Consider the following 21,350-nt stretch of genomic DNA (forward strand, 5'->3'; position numbering starts at 1 on the left):
GGATCGGGTGGAGGTGATCGATCAGGGGGACGGGACGGTGTCGATGCGGTTCCACCGTTATTCGAAGCTGTCGTATCCCCGGCAACGGTCCCGGCCGTGGGTGGCCAGACGGTGATCAGTCACCGCCGGTCCGGGCCTACCTGCCTGTGTATGCGGTGGCGGGGTCTGGCAGTGTGCCCGGCCTCCACGGTCCCGGCGTACCTGCCCGTGCGGGGGCGGGGTTGGCCTGGGCGGTGCGTGGGCGCGGTGAGTATGGCAGTGTGCCCGGCCTTCACGGTCCGGGTCTACCTGCCTGTGCATGCGGCGGGGTTGGCCTGGGCGGTGCGTGGGCGGGGTGAGTATGGCAGTGTGTGCCCGGCCTCCACGGTCCGAACCCGCCTGTGTGTGCGGGGGTCGCCCAGGCAGTGCGCCGGACCTCCACGGACTGGCCCTCCACATGCCCACGCTCCGTGCGCCCGCACTTGACGCGTCGGATCTCCGCGCGACGGACCTTCGCGCACCGGGACTCCACGGTCGGACCTCCATGTGTCGGATCCCCATGTACTGGTAGGTCTGCCGGAATTCCACGCCCCGGACCTTCGCGAGTCGGCCCTCTTTGCGCTGGTGGGGCACGTGCCGGACCTCCAGGCGTTGGGACTCGGCGCGTCGGGGACCCGGGCCACGACCCCCGGCCTGCCGGATCTCCGTGCGTTGAACTTCCATGTACTGGTGGGCACGTGCCGGAGTTCCCGCTTCGGACCTCTATGCGCCGGTTCCCTACGGCGGTGGTGCGGGAGCGGTATCGGGTCGCGGCGTGAACTCATAGGCGGGCTCGTGGCGAGACAGGATGTTCCCTGTCCCCCACGAAAGGCCGTCCACGTGTCATGGTGCGCCCGTTGACCGCGATCCCCGCGGACCGGGTCCGCGACTCGGACCTCATCGGCGAATCCCGGACCGATCCAGAAGCGTTCGCCGCTCTTTTCGACCGCTATTCCAGCATGCTGTACAGATATGTCTCCCGACGGCTCGGCCCGGAGGTCGCCGAGGATCTGGTCGGCGAGACGTTCCTGATCGCCTTCGCCCGGCGGGACCGCTACGACGCGGCCTACGCGGACGCCCGGCCGTGGCTCTTCGGCATCGTCACCAAGCTCGTCTCGCGGCACCGGCGTGCCGAGTCCGCCCGATATCGCGCCCTGCTGCGCAGTCCGGCCGAGGAAATGGTCGACTTCCCCGACGATCGTGTGGCGTCGGGGGTCACCGCGAGGTCCGCCCGCCCGGCGCTCGCCCGCGCCCTGGCCGCGCTCCCCGCGCGCGACCGCGACGTGCTGCTGCTGATCGCGTGGGGCGACCTGTCGTACGAGGAGGTCGCGCGGGCCCTGGACATCCCGGTCGGCACCGTGCGCTCCCGTCTGAACCGGGCCAGGAAGAAGGTCCGCGCCGCGCTCGGCGACACAAACCCGATGCACGAGGAGGAGTGACATGGACGATCTGAAGCTGCTCCGCGACTTCGGGCGCGAGCTGGAGCACGAGCCCCCGGCCTCGCTCGCCCGTCAGCGCGGACGCCTGCTCGACCCCTCAGCCCGGAGCCGGACCGCGCGGGCCGGCGGGCCCCGCCGTACGCGCAACTGGGCGATGCTGGCGCTCGCGGCCGGGCTCACCGCGGCCGTCGTGACCGTGCCGACCGTGCTGCTCAGCGGGTCCTTCGACGTGGTGAAGATGCCGGACGGGGGCTCCCGGAGCGCGGGCGGCGGGACCGCGAGCGTGACCGCCGGGCCGCTCAACCTGCTGCTGATCGGCTCCGACACCCGGGAGGGGGCCAACGCGGAGTACGGCCCGCACATGACGACCGACGGCGGGCGGAGCGACAGCATGGTCCTGGTGCACCTGGCCGCCGACCGGAAGAGCGCCCAGGCGGTGAGCATCCCCAGGGACTCGATGGTCCCGATCCCCGAGTGCCGTGGAGCCGACCGCAAGGTGCTCCCCGCCCACACCGGAATGATCAATTCGGCGTACGCCGAGGGCGGGCTCGTCTGCGCCCGCAGGACGATCGAGACGCTGACCGGAGTCCCGGTCGATTACGCGATCGCGATCGACTTCTCCGGGTTCAAGGGCATGATCGACGCCCTCGGAGGCGTGGAGATCACCCTGCCCAAGGCGGTCGACGACCCCAAGGCGAAGCTGCGCCTGCCCGCCGGCCGCCAGATGCTCAACGGCGAGCAGGCCCTGGGATACGCCCGGCTCCGCTACGCGCTGGGCGATGGGTCCGACATCATGCGGATCAAGCGCCAGCAGGTGCTGATGCGCGCCATCATCAAGAAGGCCGCGGACCTGCCCACCACCCTTCGACTCCCGGACTTCCTGAAGGCCGCGCGCGCCTCGATCACGACCGAGCCCGGCCTGAACCTGGAGGAGATGCTCGCCCTCGCCCGCGGCCTGGCGGGGATGAAGCCGAGCGCCACCACGTTCATGACCGTCCCGGTCCGCCCGTACCCGCCCGACCGCAACCGCCTCTCCTGGAAGCAGCCGGAGGCCGGCGAGCTGTTCAAGCGGATCGCGAGCGACAGTAAGTAACCGGAGCGCCCCGCGGGCCGGACGGCCGACGCCACGAGGAGTTCTCCCAGGAGGAACCTCCCGGCCCGCGGGGCGTCACGCCGAGTTGTCGCAATCTCCTCGCAATTACTGTCAGCTTGCAATTACATGGGGCGGCGTTCTACCTTCGGCCCCATGAGAAGTGCCCTGACCCGGCTCGCGCTCGCCGCGACCGTCGGACTGTCCGCCGCCTGCTCGGCCGCCCCCGCCCAGGACCGCCCCGCGAGAACGGACACGTTCGTCGCCGGGCTCGGCTCGGAGCCCGACTCGCTGAACCCCGTCATGGGCTACGCCGCCGACGGCGGTTCGCTGATGTTCGACGGCCTGGTGACCAGGAACGCCGACCTGACCCTGCGCCCCGCCCTCGCCACCGGCGTGCCCGAGGTCAAGGGCAAGACCGTCACCTTCACGCTGCGCACCGGCGTGACCTTCCACGATGGAAATCCGCTGACCAGCGCGGACGTCGCCTACACCTACCGCTCGGTCCTCGACGAGAAGAACAACTCGGGCATCCGCGGCGACTACGCCGCGATCGAGTCCGTCGACGCCCCCGACCCGGCGACCGTGGTGTTCCACCTCAAGTACCCGTACGCGCCGATCCTGCAGCGGGCCACGCTCGGCATCGTGCCGGACGGCAGCCTGGAACGCTCCGGTTTCGAGGCGAAGCCGGTCGGCAGCGGACCGTACCGGTTCGTGTCCCGGACGCCGGGCGACAAGATCGTGATGGAGGCGAACCCGTCCTACTGGGGCGGCGCTCCGGCGATCAAGAAGCTGGTGCTGGCGTTCTCCTCCGACGACAACGTGCGGACCACCCGCATGGCGGCCGGGGAGTTCGACGCGGTCGAGCTGCCGCCCAAGGCAGCCGCGCGGTTCGAGAACACCGACGGCCTGACCGTCCACCGGGTGCCGAGCGCCGACTACCGGGGCGTGATGTTCCCGATGAACGAGCCGGTCACCGGCGACCTCGCCATCCGCAAGGCGGTCAACCTCGCCGTCGACCGGGCGGCCATGGTGAAGACGATCCTCGCCGGGGCCGGCCGTCCCGCGTTCGGGCCGATCCCTCCGGACACGACCTGGCACAACCCCGCCGTCGAGGGCTCCCCCGCCGCCGACCAGGCCCAGGCCGTACGGGTGCTGGAGGAAGCCGGATGGGTCGCGGGCGCCGACGGCGTGCGGGCGAAGAAGGGGACGGCCGCGCGGTTCACGCTGATGTACCCCGCCGGCGACTCGCTGCGCAAGGAGCTCGCCCTCGCGGTGGCCTCCGACGCGAAGAAGGTCGGCCTCGACATCAGGCCGACCGGCCTGGACTGGGACGCCATCGAGCCGCGGATGAGCAAGGACGCCCTGATGATGGGCATGGGCACGCCGTTCGACCCGGACTACACCAACTTCGAGACGTTCCATTCGAGCTTCGCCGGCCAGGGCTTCTTCAACCCGGGCCACTACAAGTCGCCCGAGGTGGACGAGCTCCTGGAGAAGGGCCGCGAGGAGACCGACCCGGCCGCGCGCAAGCAGGCGTACGACGCCGTGCAGCGGCGCATCCGCGAGGACGAGGCCTGGGCGTACCTGGTCTTCCTTGAGCACGTGTACGTCGTGCGCGGCGCGTGGACGGGCATCGCCCCCAGCGTCGAGGCACACGAGCACGCCGCCGGCGGCCTGTTCCGCAACCTCGCCGAGTGGAGGCCGGCGGCGTGATCCGCGCGCTCGCCCGGATGGCCGTATGGCGGCTGGTCTTCGCCGTCCCGTTGTTGCTCGCGGTGACGATGGGGATGTTCGCGCTGGCCAAGGCGTCGCCGTTCGACCCGGTACGGCAGTATCTCGGCGACCGGGCGTTGACGACGAGCCCCGAGGTCACGGAGCGGATCCGGGCCAACTGGGGCCTGGACCGCCCGCTCGCCGAGCAGTACCTCACCTGGCTGGGCAACCTGGTCCGCGGCGACCTCGGCGACTCCCGCAGCCTGCACCGGCCGGTCGCCGAGGTGATCGGCGACCGGCTCGGCTGGACGCTGCTCGCGGTCGGCTGCGCTCTCGTGCTGATGCTGGCCGGGAGCCTGGTCGCGGGCGTGCTCGCGGCCTGGCGGCGCGGATCGTGGCTGGACCGCGTCATCACCGGCACCGCGTACGCGAACGAGGCGGCCCCGGTCTTCTGGACCGGCCTGCTGGTGATCTGGGTGTTCGCGGTGAAGCTGCGCTGGTTGCCCTCGGGCGGGCTCACCGACCCCGCCGCGACCGGCGTCGAGCCGGGCGACCTGCTGCGGCACATGGTCCTGCCGGTGGTCGTGCTGGCGTTCTCCCAGTCCTCCTGGCTGGTGCTGTTCGTGCGCGAGTCGCTGATCGGCACCCTGCGTGAGGACTTCGTCGTCGGGGCGCGGGCGCGCGGGCTGCGCGAGAGCACGGTGATCCTGCGGCACGCGCTGCGCGCGGCGCTGCTGCCGTTCATCACGCTGCTCGGCGCGCGGGTGCCCGAGCTGGTGACCGGCGCGATCCTGGTCGAGTCCGTCTTCTCGTGGCCGGGGGTCGCCTCGACGTCCGTGCAGGCGGCGCTGTCCGCGGACTTCCCGCTGCTCGCTGCGCTCACGCTGCTCGCCACCCTCGCGGTGGTCGTCGGCAGCCTGCTCGCCGACACCGCGTACGTCTTCGCCGACCCGCGGGTGCGGGTCCTGGGGGTGAGCTGATGACCACCGGCACGCGGGCGCGCCCCTGGGCGCGCGGCCGGGACCGGGGACGACGGGACCGGCGACGGGACGGGGCCGGTTCGCGCCGCCTGGCGACGTTGACGCTGGCGGTGCTCGGGCTGGCCGTGCTGCTGGTGCCGCTGGTCGCCCGGCTCGACCAGAGCCAGGTGGACCTGCAGTCGGCTTCGCTCCCGCCGGGGCTCGCGCACCCGTTCGGCACCGACGAGATGGGCCGCGACGTGCTGCTCCGCGTGGTGTACGGCCTGCGCGTGTCGCTGCTGGTCGGCCTGGTGGCGGCGGCGGTGTCGGCGACGGTCGGCACGCTCGTGGGACTGGTCGCCGGAACGCTCGGCGGGATGGCCGACCGGGTCCTGATGCGGGTCGTGGACGGCTTCAACTCGGTGCCGCACCTGCTCTTCGGCATCTTCATCGTGGCGATGTTCTCGCCCGGGGCGACGGCGGTGGTCGTCTCCGTGGGGCTGACCCACTGGATGACCGCCGCGCGGATCGTCCGCTCCGAGGTGCTCACGCTGCGGTCCCGGCCGTTCGTGGACGCGGCGATCTCCGCGGGCTCCGGGCGGGCCAGGATCGTGGCGCGGCACTTCCTGCCCCACCTCGCGCCGCACGTGGCGCTGGCCGCGGTGCTCATGGTCCCGCACGCCGTCTGGCACGAGACCGCGCTGAGCTTCCTCGGGCTGGGCCTGCCGCCCCACCTCGCCTCGCTCGGCAACATGATCAACGACGGGGCGCGGTCGCTGCTCGCGGGCGACTGGTGGCCCTCGCTCTTCCCCGGCCTGTTCATCCTCCTGCCGACGCTGGCGATCTCCTCCCTCGCCCAGCGCTGGCGCGACAGGACCGATCCCCGGCGACGATCGGAGCTCCAGCTATGACCGCCACCTCCCGCCTGCGTGTGGACGGCCTCACGGTCCGCTTCCACCTCCCCGCCGCGACCGTGCACGCGGTCACCGACGCACGGTTCGAGGTGCGGCGGGGCGAGTGCCTGGCCCTGGTCGGCGAGTCCGGCTGCGGCAAGTCCGTGATGGCGCACGCCCTGCTCGGCCTGCTGCCCGGCAACGCCGAGGTCACCGGCTCCGCGTGGCTGGAGACCGGGGACGGCGATCCCGTGGATCTGGTCGCCGCCCCGGAGGAGGTCCTGGCCCGCACCGTGCGCGGACGCCGGATCGGGCTGGTCCCGCAGAGCCCCGCTACCCACCTCACCCCCGTACGGACCGCCAGGTCCCAGTTGGAGGAGGCCCTGCGGGAGCTCGGCAACCCGGCCAGCGCCGACGACCTGGCCGCGCGGGCCGGGCTGCGCCCCGCCGACCTGGACCGCTATCCGCACGAGTTGTCCGGCGGCATGGCGCAGCGGGTGGCCAACGCGCTCGCCCTGGCCGGCGACCCGTGGCTGATCCTCGCCGACGAGCCCACCAGCGGCCTGGACCGGCCGCTCGTGGACGCCACCATGGCCGAGCTGCGCCGCCTCGCGGACGACGGCCGGGCGGTGCTGCTCATCACGCACGACCTGCGCGCCGCCGAGCTGGTCGCCGACCGCGTCGCCGTCATGTACGCGAGCCGCGTCGTGTCGGTCGCCCCGGCCGCCCCGTTCTTCGCCGGGCCGCGCCATCCGTACGCGGCGGGCCTGCTGGACGCGCTGCCGTCCCGCCGGTTCGCGGCCATCCCGGGCCGGCCGCCCGAGCTGACCCGGCTGCCCGGCGGGTGCGCGTTCCTGCCGCGCTGCGACCGTGCCTCCGCCGCCTGCGAGAACGTTCCCGAGCCGGCCGTGCTCCCGGAGCCCCCGGCTGCCGGGGACGCTGCGGCCGGAAACCCTGGAGCCGGGGACCCCGCGGCCGGGGACCCTGCGGCCGGGGACCCTGCGGCCGGCCCGGGGGCCTCTCCCGCGGTTTCGGCGCCCGCCGGCCGATCGCCCGCCTCCCGCCACGACGGGCAGGAGGTGGCCTGCCACCATCCCCTGGACCATCCCCTGGAGCTGGACCGCCATGCTGCGCGCTGACGGCGTGACCGTCGCCTACGACCGCCACCGGGTGCTCGACCGGGTGGCGATAGCCGTACCTCCCGGGGAGGTGACGGGGCTCGCCGGGCCGAGCGGATGCGGCAAGTCGAGCCTGGCCCGGGTCCTCGCCCTGCTGCTGCGGCCCGCCGCCGGGACGGTCAGCGTGGACGGCGAGGAGGTCCGCCGCTGGCGGCACCGCGCCGCGCCCGCCCTGCGTACGAAGGTCGCGCTGGTCTTCCAGCAGCCCCGGCTCGCCGTCGATCCCCGTTTCACCCTGCTCGACATCGTCGCCGAGCCGTTGCGCGTGGCACGGCTGCCGCTCGACCGGGCCGAGCGGCTCGCCGAGGAGATGGGCCTCACCCCGGACCTGCTCACCCGGCGTCCGCACGAGGTGTCCGACGGGCAGCTCCAGCGGGCCTGCGTCGCCCGCGCGCTCGCGCTCAGGCCGCGCTACGTGATCTGCGACGAGATGACCACCATGCTCGACGCCTCGACCCAGGCCCATCTCGTCGCCCGGCTGGAGGAGTACCGCCGGGAGTCGGGCGCCGGGGTGCTCGCGATCAGCCATGACACCGATCTGCTCGACCGGTGGTGCGGGCCGGACGCCACGGTCCACCGGTTCGGGGACGCCTGACGAAGGCCGCCCGCCGCGAGCGCGCGCGGCGGGACGTGTTGTGCCGTACGGGGACCGGGGCGCCTCAGACGAGGTCGCCGGCCTCCCCGGCCAGCGACGGGGAGACCCCCGCGAGAGCCGTGACGATCTCCGGCGTGCGGGCGAGCGCCTCCCGCACGACCGGATCGGTGACGTTCAGGAACGCCAGGTGCCGTACGGCGTGGGCCGCGACCTGGCCGACGGCCGGCGCGGCGGGAGCGGGACGGGCCGGGGCCGCGCCCCGCGCCGGGCGCAGGTCCGCCAGCTCCTCCGCCGGGGCGTGCGGCTCGGGATCGGGGCACACCGCGTACGTCAGGACGACCTGGCCCTCCGGCAGGTAGCGCCAGCTCGTGGAGTGGACGACCGTGCCCGGGTCGTCGGCGTGGACGCCGCAGGCGCGCCGGGCGGCGGCGTCCGGGCTCTCGCCGTCGCGTGGGAGCGTGACGAGCCTGCGATACGACCAGGTCCCCCGGGCCGACGCGCGGAGCGTGAGGATCTCCACGCCCACCGGCGCGAGTGTGGCGGTCCGATCTCCCACGAGCCCTCCCGTCCGCCTCTACTGCGGCTGCTGGGCAAAAGCATCTCATTGGCACCAACGGCATTGCCGTGGTGGGTCTCTTGTGCGTGGCTGGGATCAGGCGGCCCGAGCGGGGCCAGCGCGCGAGGAGGTGGGCGATGCCGGTCCGTCCGGGGCTTCTGGTGCTCATGGGGTCGGGTGAGACAAGCCCGACCATGGTGGAGGTCCATCGGGCGGCGGCCCGCGGGCTCGGCCTGGACCCGTGGGCGGTGCTGCTGGACACCCCGTACGCGTTCCAGGAGAACGCGCCCGACGTGACCGCGCGGGCCCGGAGGTACTTCTCCCGGAGCGTCGGCCTGGAGGTCCAGGTGGAGAGCGCGGGCGTCCATCTCGCGGAGCCCGACTGGGTGTTCTGCGGCCCCGGCAGCCCCACGTACGCGCTGGACCGGTGGACGGCCTCGACGGCCGCCGCCGAGCTGCGCGCCCGGGTGCGGTCGCGGGCCGGCGTGACCGTGCTCGCCTCCGCCGCCGCCTGCACGGCGGGCCTGGCCACCGTTCCGGTGTACGAGATCTACAAGGTGGGCGCCGAGCCGCACTGGCGGGACGGCCTCGACCTGCTCGGGGAGCTGGGCCTGCGCGTGGCCGTCGTCCCGCATTACGACAACACGGAGGGCGGGACGCACGACACCCGCTTCTGCTATCTGGGCGAACGGCGGTTGTCCGGCATGGAGGCCGCGCTCCCGGCCGGGGCCGCGGTGCTCGGGATCGACGAGCACACCGCCGTCGTGTTCGACCTGGGCACGGGCGAGGTGCGGGTGTCGGGCCGGGGCGGGCTGACCGTGCGGCGGCGCGGAGCTCAGACGGTGCTGCCGTCCGGCTCGTCGCTCTCCCTGGACACCCTGCGCGGGCTGGCCGACGGCGTCCTCGGCCTCGCCGAGCCGGCGGCCCGCCCGGGGACCGGCGGCGCGGACGGAGCGGGCCGCGCCCGGGTGCGCCTCCCCGGTTCCGGCCGGGGCGACGGGCCAGAGCGTGTTCCGGGCTTCGGAACGGCCGACGAGCCGGGCTCCGGAACGGCCGACGTGCCGGGCTTCGGAACGGCCGATGTGCCGGCCACGCTCGCGGACGTCACCGGCGACTGCCTGCGGCGGTTCGAGTCGGCGCTCGGCGAAGGGGACGCGGGCCTGGCCGCCGGGGCCCTGCTGGCCCTGGAGGAGGAGATCGTGAAGTGGTCCGCCGACACCGAGGAGGACGAGGGCGGGGTGGACCAGGCGCGGGAGGTCCTGCGCCGCCTGATCACCCGGTTCGGCCGCGTCGCGGACGTGCGCGCGCCGCGCGACCGGCTCGCCCCGCTGGTCACGCCGCTGCTGGAGCTGCGTGCCCGGTTGCGCGAGCGGGGAGGCTACGAGACCGCCGACGCGCTGCGCGCCGCCCTGGCCTCCGGCGGCGTGGCCGTCCGGGACACCCCCGACGGCTCCGAATGGACGGCGGATACCCACCGACCGGACACCGGTCAGGGCGACGCCGGCCGGGCGGAGGCCGCGAGCGGACCCGGCCAGAGGGCGGACGCCGGTCAGGGGGACGCCGGTCAGGGGGACGGGGGCGGCACTTCGACCCGTACGTAGGACCTTCGGATGCGTGACGAAGGTCCCTGCCCGGCAAAGGGCCAGGCACGAGAACGTGTGGGGGGAAATTAGGAGGAAGCCCCCGTGAACGTGCTGGACCTGTCGCGATGGCAGTTCGGGATCACCACCGTCTACCACTTCATCTTCGTTCCCCTGACGATCGGCCTGGCGATCCTGGTCGCGTCCATGCAGACCGCGTGGCACCGCGGCGGCAACGAGACCTACCTGCGGATGACGAAGTTCTTCGGGAAGCTCTTCTTGATCAACTTCGCGATGGGTGTGGTCACCGGCATCGTGCAGGAGTTCCAGTTCGGAATGAACTGGAGTGACTACTCCCGCTTCGTGGGCGACGTGTTCGGTGCGCCGCTGGCGATGGAGGGCCTGCTGGCGTTCTTCCTGGAGTCGACCTTCCTCGGACTGTGGATCTTCGGCTGGAACCGGCTGTCGCCGCGGCTGCACCTCGCCACGATCTGGCTGGCCGCGATCGGCACGACGCTCTCGGCCTACTTCATCCTGGCCGCCAACTCGTGGATGCAGCATCCCGTCGGCTATCGCATCAACCCGGAGACCAACCGGGCCGAGCTGACCGACATCTGGGCCGTGCTCACCAACTCGACGACGCTGGTGACCTTCCCGCACGTGTTGTTCGGCGCGTTCATCACCGCCGCCGGGTTCCTGATCGGGGTCAGCGCCTGGCATCTCGCCCGCGGCCGCGAGGTCCCGCTGTTCCGCAAGGCGATGCGGATCGGGCTCGCCGTCTCGCTGGCGTCGGGCATCGGCGTCGCGGCCACCGGCGACATCCAGGGCCGCATCATGACCGAGCAGCAGCCGATGAAGATGGCCGCCGCCGAGGCCCTGTACAAGACGTCCTCCCCCGCGTCCTTCTCCCTGTTCACCCTCGGGACCCCGGACGGCACCGAGGAGCTGTGGAGCCTGCGCGTGCCGTACGTGTTGTCCTTCATGGCGACCGGCGACCCCAACGGCACCGTCGAGGGCATCGACGACCTGCAGAAGGAGTACGTCGCCAAGTACGGCCCCGGGGACTACCGGCCGTCGGTCCCGGTGACGTACTGGACCTTCCGGCTGATGATCGGGTTCGGCGCGCTGGCGAGCCTGCTCGCCCTGGTCGGCCTCTGGCTGACCAGGAAGGGGCGGACGCCGGGCAGCCGCTGGTTCTACCGCGCCGCGCTCGCCGCGATGGCGCTGCCGTTCCTCGCGAACGCCGCCGGATGGATCTTCACCGAGATGGGCCGCCAGCCCTGGACGGTGTACGGCGTGCTGCGCACGGCCGCGAGCGTCTCCCCCGGCGTGGACGTGACCACGGTCGCGCTGTCCCTGACCGCCTTCACCGTGGTCTACGCGGTGCTGGCCGTGATCACCGCGATGCTCATGGCGCGGCACGTCAAGGCGGGCCCGCCCGACCTGACGGCGGACAAGGAGCCGGCCGACCCCTCCGTCCCCGCCCTGACCTACTGAGCCAGTCGAGCGACCTACCAAGGGATCTGTCATGGAACTCACCACCGTCTGGTTCGTCCTCATCGCGGTGCTGTGGACCGGCTACTTCGTGCTGGAGGGCTTCGACTTCGGCGTTGGCGTCCTGCTGCCGGTGCTCGGCAAGGACGACACCGACCGCCGCATCATGATCAACTCGATCGGCCCGGTCTGGGACGGCAACGAGGTCTGGCTGCTGGTCGCCGGCGGCGCCACCTTCGCCGCCTTCCCCGAGTGGTACGCCACCCTGTTCAGCGGGTTCTACCTGCCGCTGCTGCTCATCCTGCTGGCGCTGATCGTGCGCGGCGTCGCGTTCGAGTTCCGCGCCAAGCACGACTCCGACCGGTGGCGGCGCGGCTGGGACCGGGCCATCTTCTGGGGGTCGCTCGTCCCCGCCTTCCTGTGGGGCGTCGCCTTCGGCAACATCGTCGCCGGGGTGCCGATCGACGAGCGCCACGTCTTCACCGGGAACCTGCTCACCCTGCTCAACCCGTACGCGCTGCTCGGCGGGCTGGTCACGCTCGGCCTGTTCCTGCTGCACGGCGCGGTCTTCCTGTCCCTGAAGACCGGCGGCGACGTGCGGGCCCGCGCCCGCGCCCTGGCCCTGCGGATGTCCCCCGTGGTCGTGGTGGTCGCCGCGGCGTTCCTGCTGATCACCCAGCTCGCGCACGGCAAGCCGCTCGCCTGGGTCACCACCGCGCTCGCCGCCGGGGCCCTGCTCGCCGGGGTCGTCGCGGCGGCCCGCGGCAGGGAGGGATGGGCGTTCACCGGGACGGCGGTCACCATCGTGCTCGCCACGGCCACGCTCTTCTTCGACCTGTGGCCCGATGTGATGCCGTCCAGCACCTCGCCGCTGTACAGCCTGACCGTGACGAACGCCGCCTCCTCGCCGTACACGCTGACGGTGATGACGTGGGTGGCGGCGATCTTCACGCCGGTGGTGCTCGGTTACCAGGCCTGGACGTACTGGGTCTTCCGCAAGCGCCTCACCCGTACTCCCATCGCCCGGTGACCGGGGCGGCCCGCGGAACGCGGGGCCGGGAGACACCGCCTCGGCGGCCCGTCTCCCGGCCCTCGCCGTACGCCGGCCCCGGTCAGGCTCTGACGCCCCGGGCCTGGGCGTCCACGACCACGGCCTCGGCCCGCTCCCGGGACTCCCAGCCCCAGGTGTCCACGCTCTTGCCCGGCTCCAGGTCCTTGTAGACGTCGAAGAAATGGGCGATCTCGTCCAGGATGTGCCCGGGAACGTCGTCCCTGTTCCGGACCCGCTCGTAACGGGAGTCGTCGGCCGGCACGCACAGCACCTTCGCGTCGGGCCCCAACTCGTCGTGCATCCAGAAGACGGCGACCGGGCGCACCCGGATCACGCAGCCGGGGAAGGTCGGCAGGTCCCCGAGGACGAGCGCGTCCAGCGGCTCGCCGTCCTCCGCGATCGTGCCGGGCAGGAAGCCGTAGTCGTAGGGGTAGGCCGTCGCGGTGAACAACATCCGGTCCAGGCGGATCCGCTGCCGGGCGATGTCCATCTCGTACTTGTTGCGTGACCCGCGCGGCGTCTCCACCATCATGTCGAAACGCACCTCATGCCCCCCTCCAGGGGACGGCCACTCTCCCAATCGTACGGCTGACCTGCGCGGACGGTTCGCCGCTCCCGGTCCACGGCCGGAGCCGGAGCGCCGGTTACCCTGAGGGTCGCGGAGACCGGCGGCAGGGGGTGCGCGTGGCGGATCCGATCGAGGGCCCCGGCGCGTCCCCGCCGGAGGAGCCGCCCGGGCCGTGGCTGACCAGGGGCGTGACGAGCGTCGGCGCGACCAGCTTCTTCTCCGACGCCGGACACGAGATCACCACGGCGACCCTCCCGACGTTCCTCACGTCGGTGCTGCACTCGTCGGCGGGCGCGCTGGGGATCATCGAAGGGATCAGCGACGCCCTGAGCGGCCTGATGTCCCTGGTCGGCGGCCCGCTCGCGAACGACGAGCGGACCCGGCGGCGGCTGGCGAGCGGCGGCTACCTGGGGACGGCGCTGGCGACCGGGGCGATCGGCGTGGCCGGGACGGTGTGGCAGGCGGGGGCCCTGCGCGCCGTCGCCTGGCTCTCGCGCGGCCTGCGCGGCCCGGCCAGGGACAGCCTGCTCGCGTCCCTGGCCCCGCCGCACGCGTACGGCCGCGCGTACGGCCTGGAGCGGGCGGGCGACAACCTCGGCGCCGTCGCCGGGCCGCTCCTGGCGGCGGCGCTGGTCACGTGGATCGGCGTCCGCCCCACGATGCTGGTGGCGGCGCTCCCCGGCCTGCTTGCCGCCGTCTGCATCGTGTTCGCGGCGCGCGAGGCGGTGAAGCTGCGCGCGCCCATCCGGCGCCGGGCGCGCTACGACCTCGCCGGCCTGCGCGCGGCGGGGCTGCTGCGGCCCCTGCTGCCGATCGCGCTGTTCGAGCTCGGGAACGTGACCACCACGCTGCTCATCCTGCGCTCCACCGACGCCCTGGTGTCCGGCGGACGCTCGGTGGCGGACGCGACGTCGCTCGCGATCCTCGTCTACGCCGCGCACAACGCGTTCGCGGCGATCGTGGCCGCCGCGGGAGGCCACTGGATCGACCGCGCGAGCCCCCGCGTGGTCTTCGCCACCGGGGCCGCCCTCTACGCCGTCGCGTACGCGGGTTTCGCCCTGCCGTGGCACACGTGGCCGCCGCTGCTGGTGGCGTTCGTCCTGGCCGGGAGCGGCATCGGGCTGGCGGAGACCGCGCAGGCCACGCTGGTCGCCCGTACGCTGCCCGAGCGGCTCAGGGGCAGCGGCTTCGGCCTGCTCGGCGGGGTCCGCCTGATCGGCGACTTCCTGTCGTCGTCCGTGGTGGGCGTCCTCTACTCCGCCGTCTCCCCCTCCGCCGGGTTCGCGTACGCGGCGAGCTGGATGGTCCTCTCGGTCGCCACCTCGCTCATCCTGGCGAGGCCCGCGCCGAGCTGATCCGAAGGACGTGCCTCAGCGGTGGGCGACCAGCACGGCGTGATGCTCTGCCCCGTCGGGGCCGTCCGGGTCGGCGTGGACGGTGGCGGCCCGCAACCGGGGCAGTCCGTGGATGAGCCGGTGCTCGGCCTCGACCGCGACCGCGTGCGCCTCCACCAGGGTCAGGCCGGGGTCGAGCACGATCTCGACCTCGGCGCGCAGCGCGTGACCGATCCAGCGCAGCCGCACCGCGCCCGCCCGCCGTACGCCGGGGACCTCGGCGAGTACACGCTCGGCGTCCTCGACCAGGGCCGGATCGACGGCGTCCATGAGTCGGTGCCAGATCTGCCGTGCCGCGTCCCGGAGCACGAAACAGATCGCGGCCGTGATGAGCAGGCCGACGACCGGGTCGGCGAGCGGCACGCCCATCGCGGCCCCGCCCGCCCCGGCCAGCACGGCCAGCGACGTGTAGCCGTCGGTCCTGGCGTGCAGCCCGTCCGCCACCAGCGCGGCCGAGCCGATCTCCCTGCCGACCCTGATGCGGTAGCGGGCCACCCACTCGTTCCCGGCGAACCCGACCAGCCCGGCGGCGGCCACCCATCCCACGGCCCGGATGTCCTGCGGGTCGGCCAGCCGCCGGATCGCCTCGTAGCCCGCGAGCGCCGCGGAGACGGCGATGACCAGCACGATCAGCACACCCGCCAGGTCCTCGGCCCGGCCGTAGCCGTACGTGAAGCGCCGGGTGGCCGCGCGCCGGCCCAGCCAGAAGGCGATCCCGAGCGGGAGCGCGGTCAGGGCGTCGGCGACGTTGTGCAGGGTGTCCCCCAGCAGCGCCACCGAGCCGGAGAACGCCACGATCACCGCCTGGACGGCGGCGGTGGCGGCCAGCACCGCGAACGAGACGGCCAGCGCCCGCATCCCGCGGCCGCTCGACTCCAGTGCCGCGTCGGTCTTGTCGGCGCTGTCGTGGCTGTGCGGCACGGCGGCCCCGCGGATCCGGGCCGCCCACGCCCCGAGCCCTCCGCCGCGCGCCGCGCCCGGCCCCCCGCGCCCCGGCCCGTGCCCGTGCCCGTGCCTCTGCCCGTGCCCATGACCGTGACCGTGCGGGTGATTGTGCGGGTGGTCCTGACCATGCTGCCGCTCGGACATGCGTGCCTCACTTGCGTGGGATGGCTCTCCCGGCGGAGTATATGTATTCATGTACGCACGCGACAACGAATCAGGTGCGACCATGTCGCAGGAGCAACCCGACCGCGCCCGGGTGGAGGCGGCGGTGAACGCGTTCCGCATGCTCAGCGACGCCACCCGGCTGCGCCTGATGTGGCTGCTCGCCTCCGGGGAGTACGACGTCTCGTCGTTGTCGCGGGCGCTCGCCGTGGCACGTCCCTCGGTCTCCCAGCATCTCGCCAAGCTGCGCATGGCCGGGCTGGTACGCACCCGCAGGGACGGCCGCCGTGTGCTCTACCGCGCGGTCGACGCGCACGTCCGCACGCTCATCGCCGAGGCGCTCTCGCACGCCGATCACGAGGTGTCCGGGACGCCGCGCCACGACTGAGCTGCCGTGGCGTCCGGGGGTCATCGACGCGCGCGCCCGCCGGCGAAGGTGAGGGCCGCGGCCGCCAGCGTCAGAGCGGCGGCCAGGTACGGCAGGCGAGCCGCGCCCCCTTCGAGCGCGAGGGCTCCCAGCCCGCCCGACAACGACACGGCCAGGTAGAGCGCCGACTGGTAGAGCGAGGTGACCATCCCGGCCCCCGGACCGGCGAGGGTGATGACCAGGTGCTGCTGGGGCGTGGTGACGGAGAAGGAGAGGAACCCGACGACCACGATGGTCGCGACGGCCGCGGGCAGCGTGTGGCGGCCCAGGGGGGTGAGGGCGAACGCGGCGGTCAGGACGAGCGTGACTGCCACGATGACGCGGCGGGGGCCGTACCGATCGGCGAGCTGGCCGGCCGTGAGGTTGCCCGCCGTGCCCGACAGGCCGTAGACCAGCAGGAGGACGGCCAGCGCCGAGCCGCCGGAGGCGGCGGGGGCGGCCGGGGCGAAGATCTCGCTGACGTAGGTGTAGGGCATGTAGATGCCGGTGAAGGCCACGACCGTGGTGGCCAGCAGGATGATGATCCGCCGGTCGCGCAGCGGGGCCAGGAACGCGCGCAGGTCGCCCGTCCCGTCACCGTCGCCGTTCGCCTGCGTGGCGGGCAGGCGCAGCGCGATGGCCGGAACGGCGAGGAGGCCGAGCCCGGTGACCAGCCACATCGTGGCGCGCCAGTCGAGCAGGCCGCCGATCACCGTGCCGAGCGGGGCGCCGAGCACCAGCGAGGACGTCACCCCGAGCATCACGATCGCGATGGCACGGCCGCGCTCGCGCTCGCCCGCCAGCGCGGCCGCCGTCGCGTTGGCCGTCGCCGTGAACAGGGCGGCCCCGGCGGCGGCGAGCGCGCGGGAGAGCAGGACCATGCCGTAGCCGGGCGCGAGCGCGGTGATCGCGTTTCCGGCCGCGAACACCGCGAGCGCCGTGACCAGCACCGCCCGCCGCGACCACGAGGCGGTCAGGGCCGCGAGCACAGGGGCGAGGACGGCGTACGCGATCGAGAACACGGTCACGAGCTGTCCTGCCGCCGCCACGCTGACGTGCAGCGACGCGGCGATGGAGGGCAGCAGTCCGGCGATCACGAAGCCGTCGGTGCCGACCGCGAACGCGCCGAAGGCGAGGACGGCGGCGTGCGGCCGCCAGCGGGTGAGAGGTTCCGCGCGCAGAGCTGTGGTCATGACACCTCTTCCGATGAGCATCGATTATTACGACGCTCATCGTAACTCTATTTACGACGAGTATCGTAAGAGGAGGGTCGTCGGAAGGACGGGTGGCGATGGAGACCTGGATGGCGCAGCCGGATCTTGACGAGATCGACGTGGCGACGGTGTTGCAGGCGCTGGCCGATCCGACACGGCTGCGGATCGTCCGGCTGCTCGACCAGGTGGAGGAGTCCACCTGCACGGCGCTCGACCTGCCGGTGAAGGTGTCGACGGTCTCACACCATGTCAACATCCTTCGCCACAGCGGGGTGGTCTCCACCCGGATCGACGGGACGGCCCGGCCGAGCCGCCTGCGCCGGGACGACCTGGAACACCGCTTCCCGGGGCTGTTGTCGTCGATCCTCGCCGCCACCCCGCCCTGCGCGCCCGAGCCCGCCGCCCCGCCTGATCGGGATGATCGAGGGGCCGGGCCCGCGCCGTCGGCTCGGAAAGTCGTTTGATGTGACGGCCCCTCGCCCCGACAATCGCCCGGTGAACAATCACTCACGAACCGACTTCTCCGCCAAGCCCACGCTTGTCGGTGAAAAAGTGACACTGCGCCCGTTCCTCCTGGAGGAGGACGCGCCCGCCCTCCGTGCGCTGCTCCAGGACCCGGAGGTGGGCCGGTTGACCGGCAGCGTTCACGGTCCGGCCGATCCCGAGCCGTGGGACGAGGCGGCAGAGAGACGGATGCGGGAGTGGTACGGCACCCGCCATGAGCAGTCGGACCGGCTGGACCTCGCCGTCGTCGACCGGGCGAGCGGCGCCTGCGTGGGTGAGGCGGTGCTCAACGAGTGGGACGCCGGCAACCACAGTTGCAATTTCCGCATCGCCCTCACCCCCGCCGGCCAGGACCGCGGGCTCGGCACCGAGGCGGTCAGGCTGATGGTCGGACACGGTTTCGAGCGGCTGGGCCTGCACCGGATCTCGCTGAGCGTGTTCGACTTCAATCCCCGCGCCCGCCGCGCCTACGAGAAGGTCGGCTTCGTCGCGGAGGGGGTCCACCGCGACGTCCTGTTCTATGACGGCGCCTGGGTGGACGACGTCGTGATGTCGATCCTCGCGCCGGAGTGGGAACATCACCGCGGCCACCCCGAAACCGTCATCTGATCGTGTGGTGATCCGCCGCCCGGCCACGGCGGCTCCCGGCCGACGGCTGCGGGGCCGCCCGTGGACGGCCCCGCGCCGACACCGTCCGCTACCCCACCGGTTCCTGGCTCAGGCGGTCGGGAGGCACCGCGGGCCGCAGCCGCCCGGCCCGGTCGAGCCCCCGTACGGCGAACGCCGAGGCGAGCCCCGCGGCAAGCAGGAGCAGCCACGGCAGGGCGGGGGCGCCGTGGGCGGCCCCCACGTCCATCGCCCACCCGCTGGCCAGGTTGCCGAGCAGGATGCCGACCCCGGAGAAGGCGTTGTAGAGCCCGTAGTAGGTGCCGGTCAGCTCCGCCCTCCCCAACGACGAGATCATCGCCATCTCGAACGGGAAGATCAGCATCCCGGCGGCGGTGAGCAGGATCGCGGTCGCGATCGCCGGCGCCGCCCCCAGCCCGTACGGCAGGCGTTCGGGCTGGGCGGCGAACTGGCTCGCGAGCAGCACGGGCACGAAGGCGGCGCCCATAACGGCGAGGCCGCGCGCGATGGCCTGCTCCGGCCGCCACCTGCGCGAGGCGAAGGCGGTCAGGCGGACCTGCCCGGCCACCGCGAGCAGCGCGGTGAACGTGTACATCACGGCGATCGCGGCCTGGCCCCCGCCCGCGCGCCCCAGCTCCAGCGGGAGCCCCAGATAGACCTGGTAGGAGAGCGCGTACGACACGAACATCGCGGCCGAGAAGGCCACGAACGGCCGGTTCGCGAGCACTTCCTTCCAGTCCGCCGGCACCGGGCGGCCCGTCCCCTGCGCCGTCCCCCGGCGTGCGGGGAGCCGGCGAGCCTGCAGCAGCGTCAGCACCGCGAAGACGACCGACGCCGCCAGGCAGGCGAGCCGGAAGTCGACCGCGACGAGCAGCACGCCGACCAGCGGCCCGGCCAGGATCCCCGCCTGGTAGAAGACGTTGAACAGGGCGAACGCCTCGACTTTCCGCTCCCCCGCCTCGACCGCGATGTACGCGCGGACCGCCGGGTTGAAGAGCGCCCCGGCGAGGCCGGTCAGCACCGAGGCCGCCACGAGCGCGGGCACGGACGTCGAGACCCCGAACAGCGCGAACCCCACGGTGCGCAGCCCGCACCCCGCCATGATCAGCGGCTTGTAGCCGTACCGGTCGCACAGGGTGCCGCCGATCGGGAACATGCCCTGCTGGCTCAGGTTGCGCAGGCCGAGCAGCAGCCCGGTCAGCCAGACGGCCAGCCCGAGCCGCCCCGACAGATGGTCGGCGAGGTACGGCACGAGCATGTAGAAGCCGAGGTTGATGCCGAACTGGTTCACCATGAGGAGCCGCACGGCGGGGCCGAACGACGTGAACCGCGCTCTCATACGGCGGCCCCGAGCGGGTCCACGACGGTCGCGCACCGCGTCCAGCGGGTGACCTCCCGCTCGGCCGGGTGGGAGATCTCGTCCGGGTGGTCGGCCGGGACGACGCCGAGCAGGCCGTTGGCGGCGCAGTACTCGTCGTCGAACACGGTGTTCCAGTACCGCCACGGCCCGTCGGGGAAGACCGCCACGATGGCGGTGCCCTTCGGGGAGGTCCTGGCCACCCAGTCGGCGACCAGGGCGACCGCGCCCGCGCTCCACCCTCCGGTCGCGTAGTGCCCGGCGGCGAGCGCGCGGCAGGTGTGCACCGCCTCCGCCGGGTTGACCCAGTGGACCTCCGAGAACGCCGCGTAGTCGACGTTCCGCGGATGGATGCTGCTGCCGAGCCCGCGCATCAGGCGCGACCGCGCCGGCTGCCCGAAGATCGTCGAGCCGACCGTGTCCACCCCGACCAGCGAGACGTCGGGGAAGGTACGGCGCAGCGCCCGGAGGATGCCCGCGCTGTGCCCTCCGGTGCCCACCGAGCAGACGAGGACGTCGATCAGCGGCAGCCGCTCCACCAGCTCGGCGGCCAGCGCGCTGTAAGCCCCCACGTTGTCGGGGTTGTCGTACTGGTTCGGGCAGTAGGCGTCGGGCAGCTCGTCCAGCAGCCGCCGTACCCGCTCCTTGCGCGCCTCCTGCCATCCGCCGGTCGGGTGCGGCTCGGTCACGATCTCCAGGCGGGCGCCGTACGCCCGGAGCAGCCGCGCCATGAGCGGCTCCAGGCCGGGGTCGGCGACGAGCGTGACCGGATGCCCGTGGACGATGCCGGCCAGCGCCAGACCGAGCCCGAGCGTGCCGCTGGTCGACTCGACGATCGTGCCGCCCGGGACCAGCTCGCCGCGCCGCCGGGCGCAGCGCACCATGTTGAGCGCCGGGCGGTCCTTGATGCCACCCGGATTGAAGCCTTCCAGCTTCGCCCAGAAGCCCCGTCCCGGAGCCCGCGCGGGGATCCAGACGACCGGGGTGTCGCCGACCCGGACGTGCGACTGCGCATACGGCTGCGCGTACGACTGCGTGTACGGATGCCGCGTCGGCACGCCGCCGTCGAACGCGGGCAGCGTGGAACTGACGAGAGATTTCACTGCTGACCAACCCACCAGAGGTCCGCGGCGCCCCCTCCCGGGGCGCCGGATGATTTCCGCCTGCGCTTCCCCGCGCGACACTCCTCGCGCGGAACGGTGGGCCTATATGCGCAGCACGCAGAGAGCGACCCGGTCGCCCCGGCACGGTACGCGGGGCGACGGCGGAGGCGCGGAGCGGGCCGTGGGGCGCGGGGCGTCCGGCATGACCGCCACCACGGGGGCCGTGGCCAGGAGCGGGTCGTGGCCGTCCGCGGCCCGGGTCCACAGCCCCGCCGTCTCGTCGCAGCACTCCGAGTGGTGCGACGTGTCACCGCACGTGCCGCCGTCCGGGCAGGCCGTACCGGCGGCGACGTGGTGGTGGTGAGTGTGATGCGCCTGGTCGAGGGTGCAGCAGGAGGCGGCGTACACCGAGAAGAGCCCGATCGCCGCCGCGACGACGACGAGCATCCGGCTCAGCCGCGCCCAGACGGGGTCGCGAGACGGCATGGCCGTGGCACCCCG

General features: G+C 73.2%; 21 protein-coding genes. 14 read left to right on the forward strand and 7 right to left on the reverse strand.

All coding sequences use genetic code 11. From position 1 onward, the window contains the following. Positions 1 to 866 precede the first annotated feature (866 nt). The 7 genes from AWQ70_RS19430 (at position 867) to AWQ70_RS19460 (ending at position 7,888) form a co-directional block, all read left to right on the forward strand. Positions 867 to 1,457, forward strand: a complete 591-nt coding sequence (locus tag AWQ70_RS19430; protein WP_306303410.1) for an RNA polymerase sigma factor — start codon at positions 867 to 869, stop codon at positions 1,455 to 1,457. A 1-nt stretch (position 1,458) separates the two neighbouring features. Next, a complete protein-coding gene (locus tag AWQ70_RS19435) occupies positions 1,459 to 2,550 on the forward strand; it encodes an LCP family protein (RefSeq protein ID WP_067178090.1) in 1,092 nt (363 codons plus the stop codon). Positions 2,551 to 2,703: 153 nt separating this feature from the next. Next, complete coding sequence (locus AWQ70_RS19440; RefSeq protein ID WP_067178091.1) at positions 2,704 to 4,263, forward strand: ABC transporter substrate-binding protein; 1,560 nt, start codon at positions 2,704 to 2,706, stop codon at positions 4,261 to 4,263. Next, positions 4,245 to 5,243, forward strand: coding sequence for an ABC transporter permease (locus AWQ70_RS19445; RefSeq protein WP_245647045.1), 999 nt, complete (start codon positions 4,245 to 4,247; stop codon positions 5,241 to 5,243). The genes AWQ70_RS19440 and AWQ70_RS19445 overlap by 19 nt, the downstream gene beginning before the upstream one ends. Continuing rightward, the gene (locus AWQ70_RS19450; RefSeq protein ID WP_067178092.1) at positions 5,243 to 6,133 is read left to right on the forward strand and encodes an ABC transporter permease; all 891 of its coding nucleotides are present in this window, start codon (positions 5,243 to 5,245) and stop codon (positions 6,131 to 6,133) included. Before AWQ70_RS19445 ends, AWQ70_RS19450 begins: the two co-directional genes overlap by 1 nt. Then, entirely contained in the window at positions 6,130 to 7,254 is a 1,125-nt protein-coding gene (locus AWQ70_RS19455) for an ABC transporter ATP-binding protein (protein WP_084517426.1), read from the forward strand. Before AWQ70_RS19450 ends, AWQ70_RS19455 begins: the two co-directional genes overlap by 4 nt. Then, positions 7,241 to 7,888: an ABC transporter ATP-binding protein gene (locus AWQ70_RS19460; protein WP_067178093.1), complete on the forward strand. Its 648-nt coding sequence runs from the start codon at positions 7,241 to 7,243 to the stop codon at positions 7,886 to 7,888. The genes AWQ70_RS19455 and AWQ70_RS19460 overlap by 14 nt, the downstream gene beginning before the upstream one ends. Positions 7,889 to 7,952: 64 nt before the next feature. Here the strand turns inward: AWQ70_RS19460 and AWQ70_RS19465 are convergent, their stop codons facing one another. After that, positions 7,953 to 8,444, reverse strand: coding sequence for a hypothetical protein (locus AWQ70_RS19465; protein ID WP_157530184.1), 492 nt, complete (start codon positions 8,442 to 8,444; stop codon positions 7,953 to 7,955). 137 nt (positions 8,445 to 8,581) lie between these two features. Between AWQ70_RS19465 and AWQ70_RS19470 the strand changes: the two genes are divergently transcribed. The 3 genes from AWQ70_RS19470 (at position 8,582) to cydB (ending at position 12,548) form a co-directional block, all read left to right on the forward strand. Further along, the gene (locus AWQ70_RS19470) at positions 8,582 to 10,045 is read left to right on the forward strand and encodes a CysS/YqeB C-terminal domain-containing protein (RefSeq protein ID WP_067178097.1); all 1,464 of its coding nucleotides are present in this window, start codon (positions 8,582 to 8,584) and stop codon (positions 10,043 to 10,045) included. An 84-nt stretch (positions 10,046 to 10,129) separates the two neighbouring features. Next, positions 10,130 to 11,521 (forward strand): cytochrome ubiquinol oxidase subunit I, encoded by a 1,392-nt coding sequence (locus tag AWQ70_RS19475; RefSeq protein WP_067178101.1) that lies wholly within the window; start codon positions 10,130 to 10,132, stop codon positions 11,519 to 11,521. 31 nt (positions 11,522 to 11,552) lie between these two features. Then, entirely contained in the window at positions 11,553 to 12,548 is a 996-nt protein-coding gene (gene cydB, locus AWQ70_RS19480) for a cytochrome d ubiquinol oxidase subunit II (protein WP_067178102.1), read from the forward strand. Positions 12,549 to 12,630: 82 nt separating this feature from the next. Here the strand turns inward: cydB and AWQ70_RS19485 are convergent, their stop codons facing one another. After that, complete coding sequence (locus tag AWQ70_RS19485) at positions 12,631 to 13,113, reverse strand: inorganic diphosphatase (RefSeq protein WP_157530185.1); 483 nt, start codon at positions 13,111 to 13,113, stop codon at positions 12,631 to 12,633. Positions 13,114 to 13,253: 140 nt separating this feature from the next. Between AWQ70_RS19485 and AWQ70_RS19490 the strand changes: the two genes are divergently transcribed. Next, a complete protein-coding gene (locus AWQ70_RS19490; RefSeq protein WP_067178637.1) occupies positions 13,254 to 14,492 on the forward strand; it encodes an MFS transporter in 1,239 nt (412 codons plus the stop codon). A 15-nt stretch (positions 14,493 to 14,507) separates the two neighbouring features. Here AWQ70_RS19490 and AWQ70_RS19495 read toward each other — a convergent pair whose 3' ends face one another. Then, positions 14,508 to 15,620, reverse strand: a complete 1,113-nt coding sequence (locus AWQ70_RS19495; RefSeq protein WP_067178103.1) for a cation diffusion facilitator family transporter — start codon at positions 15,618 to 15,620, stop codon at positions 14,508 to 14,510. Between the two features lie 82 nt (positions 15,621 to 15,702). On the opposite strand from AWQ70_RS19495, the gene AWQ70_RS19500 reads away from it, so the two are divergent. After that, a complete protein-coding gene (locus AWQ70_RS19500; protein ID WP_245647046.1) occupies positions 15,703 to 16,026 on the forward strand; it encodes an ArsR/SmtB family transcription factor in 324 nt (107 codons plus the stop codon). A 20-nt stretch (positions 16,027 to 16,046) separates the two neighbouring features. On the opposite strand, the gene AWQ70_RS19505 is transcribed toward AWQ70_RS19500, so the two are convergent. Beyond that, positions 16,047 to 17,237 carry an MFS transporter gene (locus AWQ70_RS19505; RefSeq protein WP_067178638.1) on the reverse strand — a complete coding sequence of 397 codons (1,191 nt, stop codon included), beginning with the start codon at positions 17,235 to 17,237 and terminating at the stop codon, positions 16,047 to 16,049. Between the two features lie 98 nt (positions 17,238 to 17,335). On the opposite strand from AWQ70_RS19505, the gene AWQ70_RS19510 reads away from it, so the two are divergent. Further along, positions 17,336 to 17,722, forward strand: a complete 387-nt coding sequence (locus AWQ70_RS19510) for an ArsR/SmtB family transcription factor (protein ID WP_067178106.1) — start codon at positions 17,336 to 17,338, stop codon at positions 17,720 to 17,722. A 31-nt stretch (positions 17,723 to 17,753) separates the two neighbouring features. Continuing rightward, entirely contained in the window at positions 17,754 to 18,371 is a 618-nt protein-coding gene (locus AWQ70_RS19515; RefSeq protein WP_067178107.1) for a GNAT family N-acetyltransferase, read from the forward strand. A gap of 88 nt (positions 18,372 to 18,459) precedes the next feature. Here AWQ70_RS19515 and AWQ70_RS19520 read toward each other — a convergent pair whose 3' ends face one another. From AWQ70_RS19520 to AWQ70_RS19530, 3 genes are all read right to left on the reverse strand, one after another. Further along, entirely contained in the window at positions 18,460 to 19,728 is a 1,269-nt protein-coding gene (locus AWQ70_RS19520) for an MDR family MFS transporter (protein WP_067178109.1), read from the reverse strand. Beyond that, positions 19,725 to 20,849, reverse strand: coding sequence for a PLP-dependent cysteine synthase family protein (locus tag AWQ70_RS19525; protein WP_281197064.1), 1,125 nt, complete (start codon positions 20,847 to 20,849; stop codon positions 19,725 to 19,727). Before AWQ70_RS19525 ends, AWQ70_RS19520 begins: the two co-directional genes overlap by 4 nt. A 102-nt stretch (positions 20,850 to 20,951) precedes the next feature. Beyond that, on the reverse strand, positions 20,952 to 21,335 hold the full coding sequence (locus tag AWQ70_RS19530) for a hypothetical protein (protein WP_067178110.1): 384 nt from the start codon (positions 21,333 to 21,335) through the stop codon (positions 20,952 to 20,954). Between the last annotated feature and the right edge of the window lie 15 nt (positions 21,336 to 21,350).

Origin of the sequence: Microtetraspora niveoalba (genome assembly GCF_001570405.1) — a bacterium.
Lineage (GTDB): Bacteria > Actinomycetota > Actinomycetes > Streptosporangiales > Streptosporangiaceae > Microtetraspora > Microtetraspora niveoalba.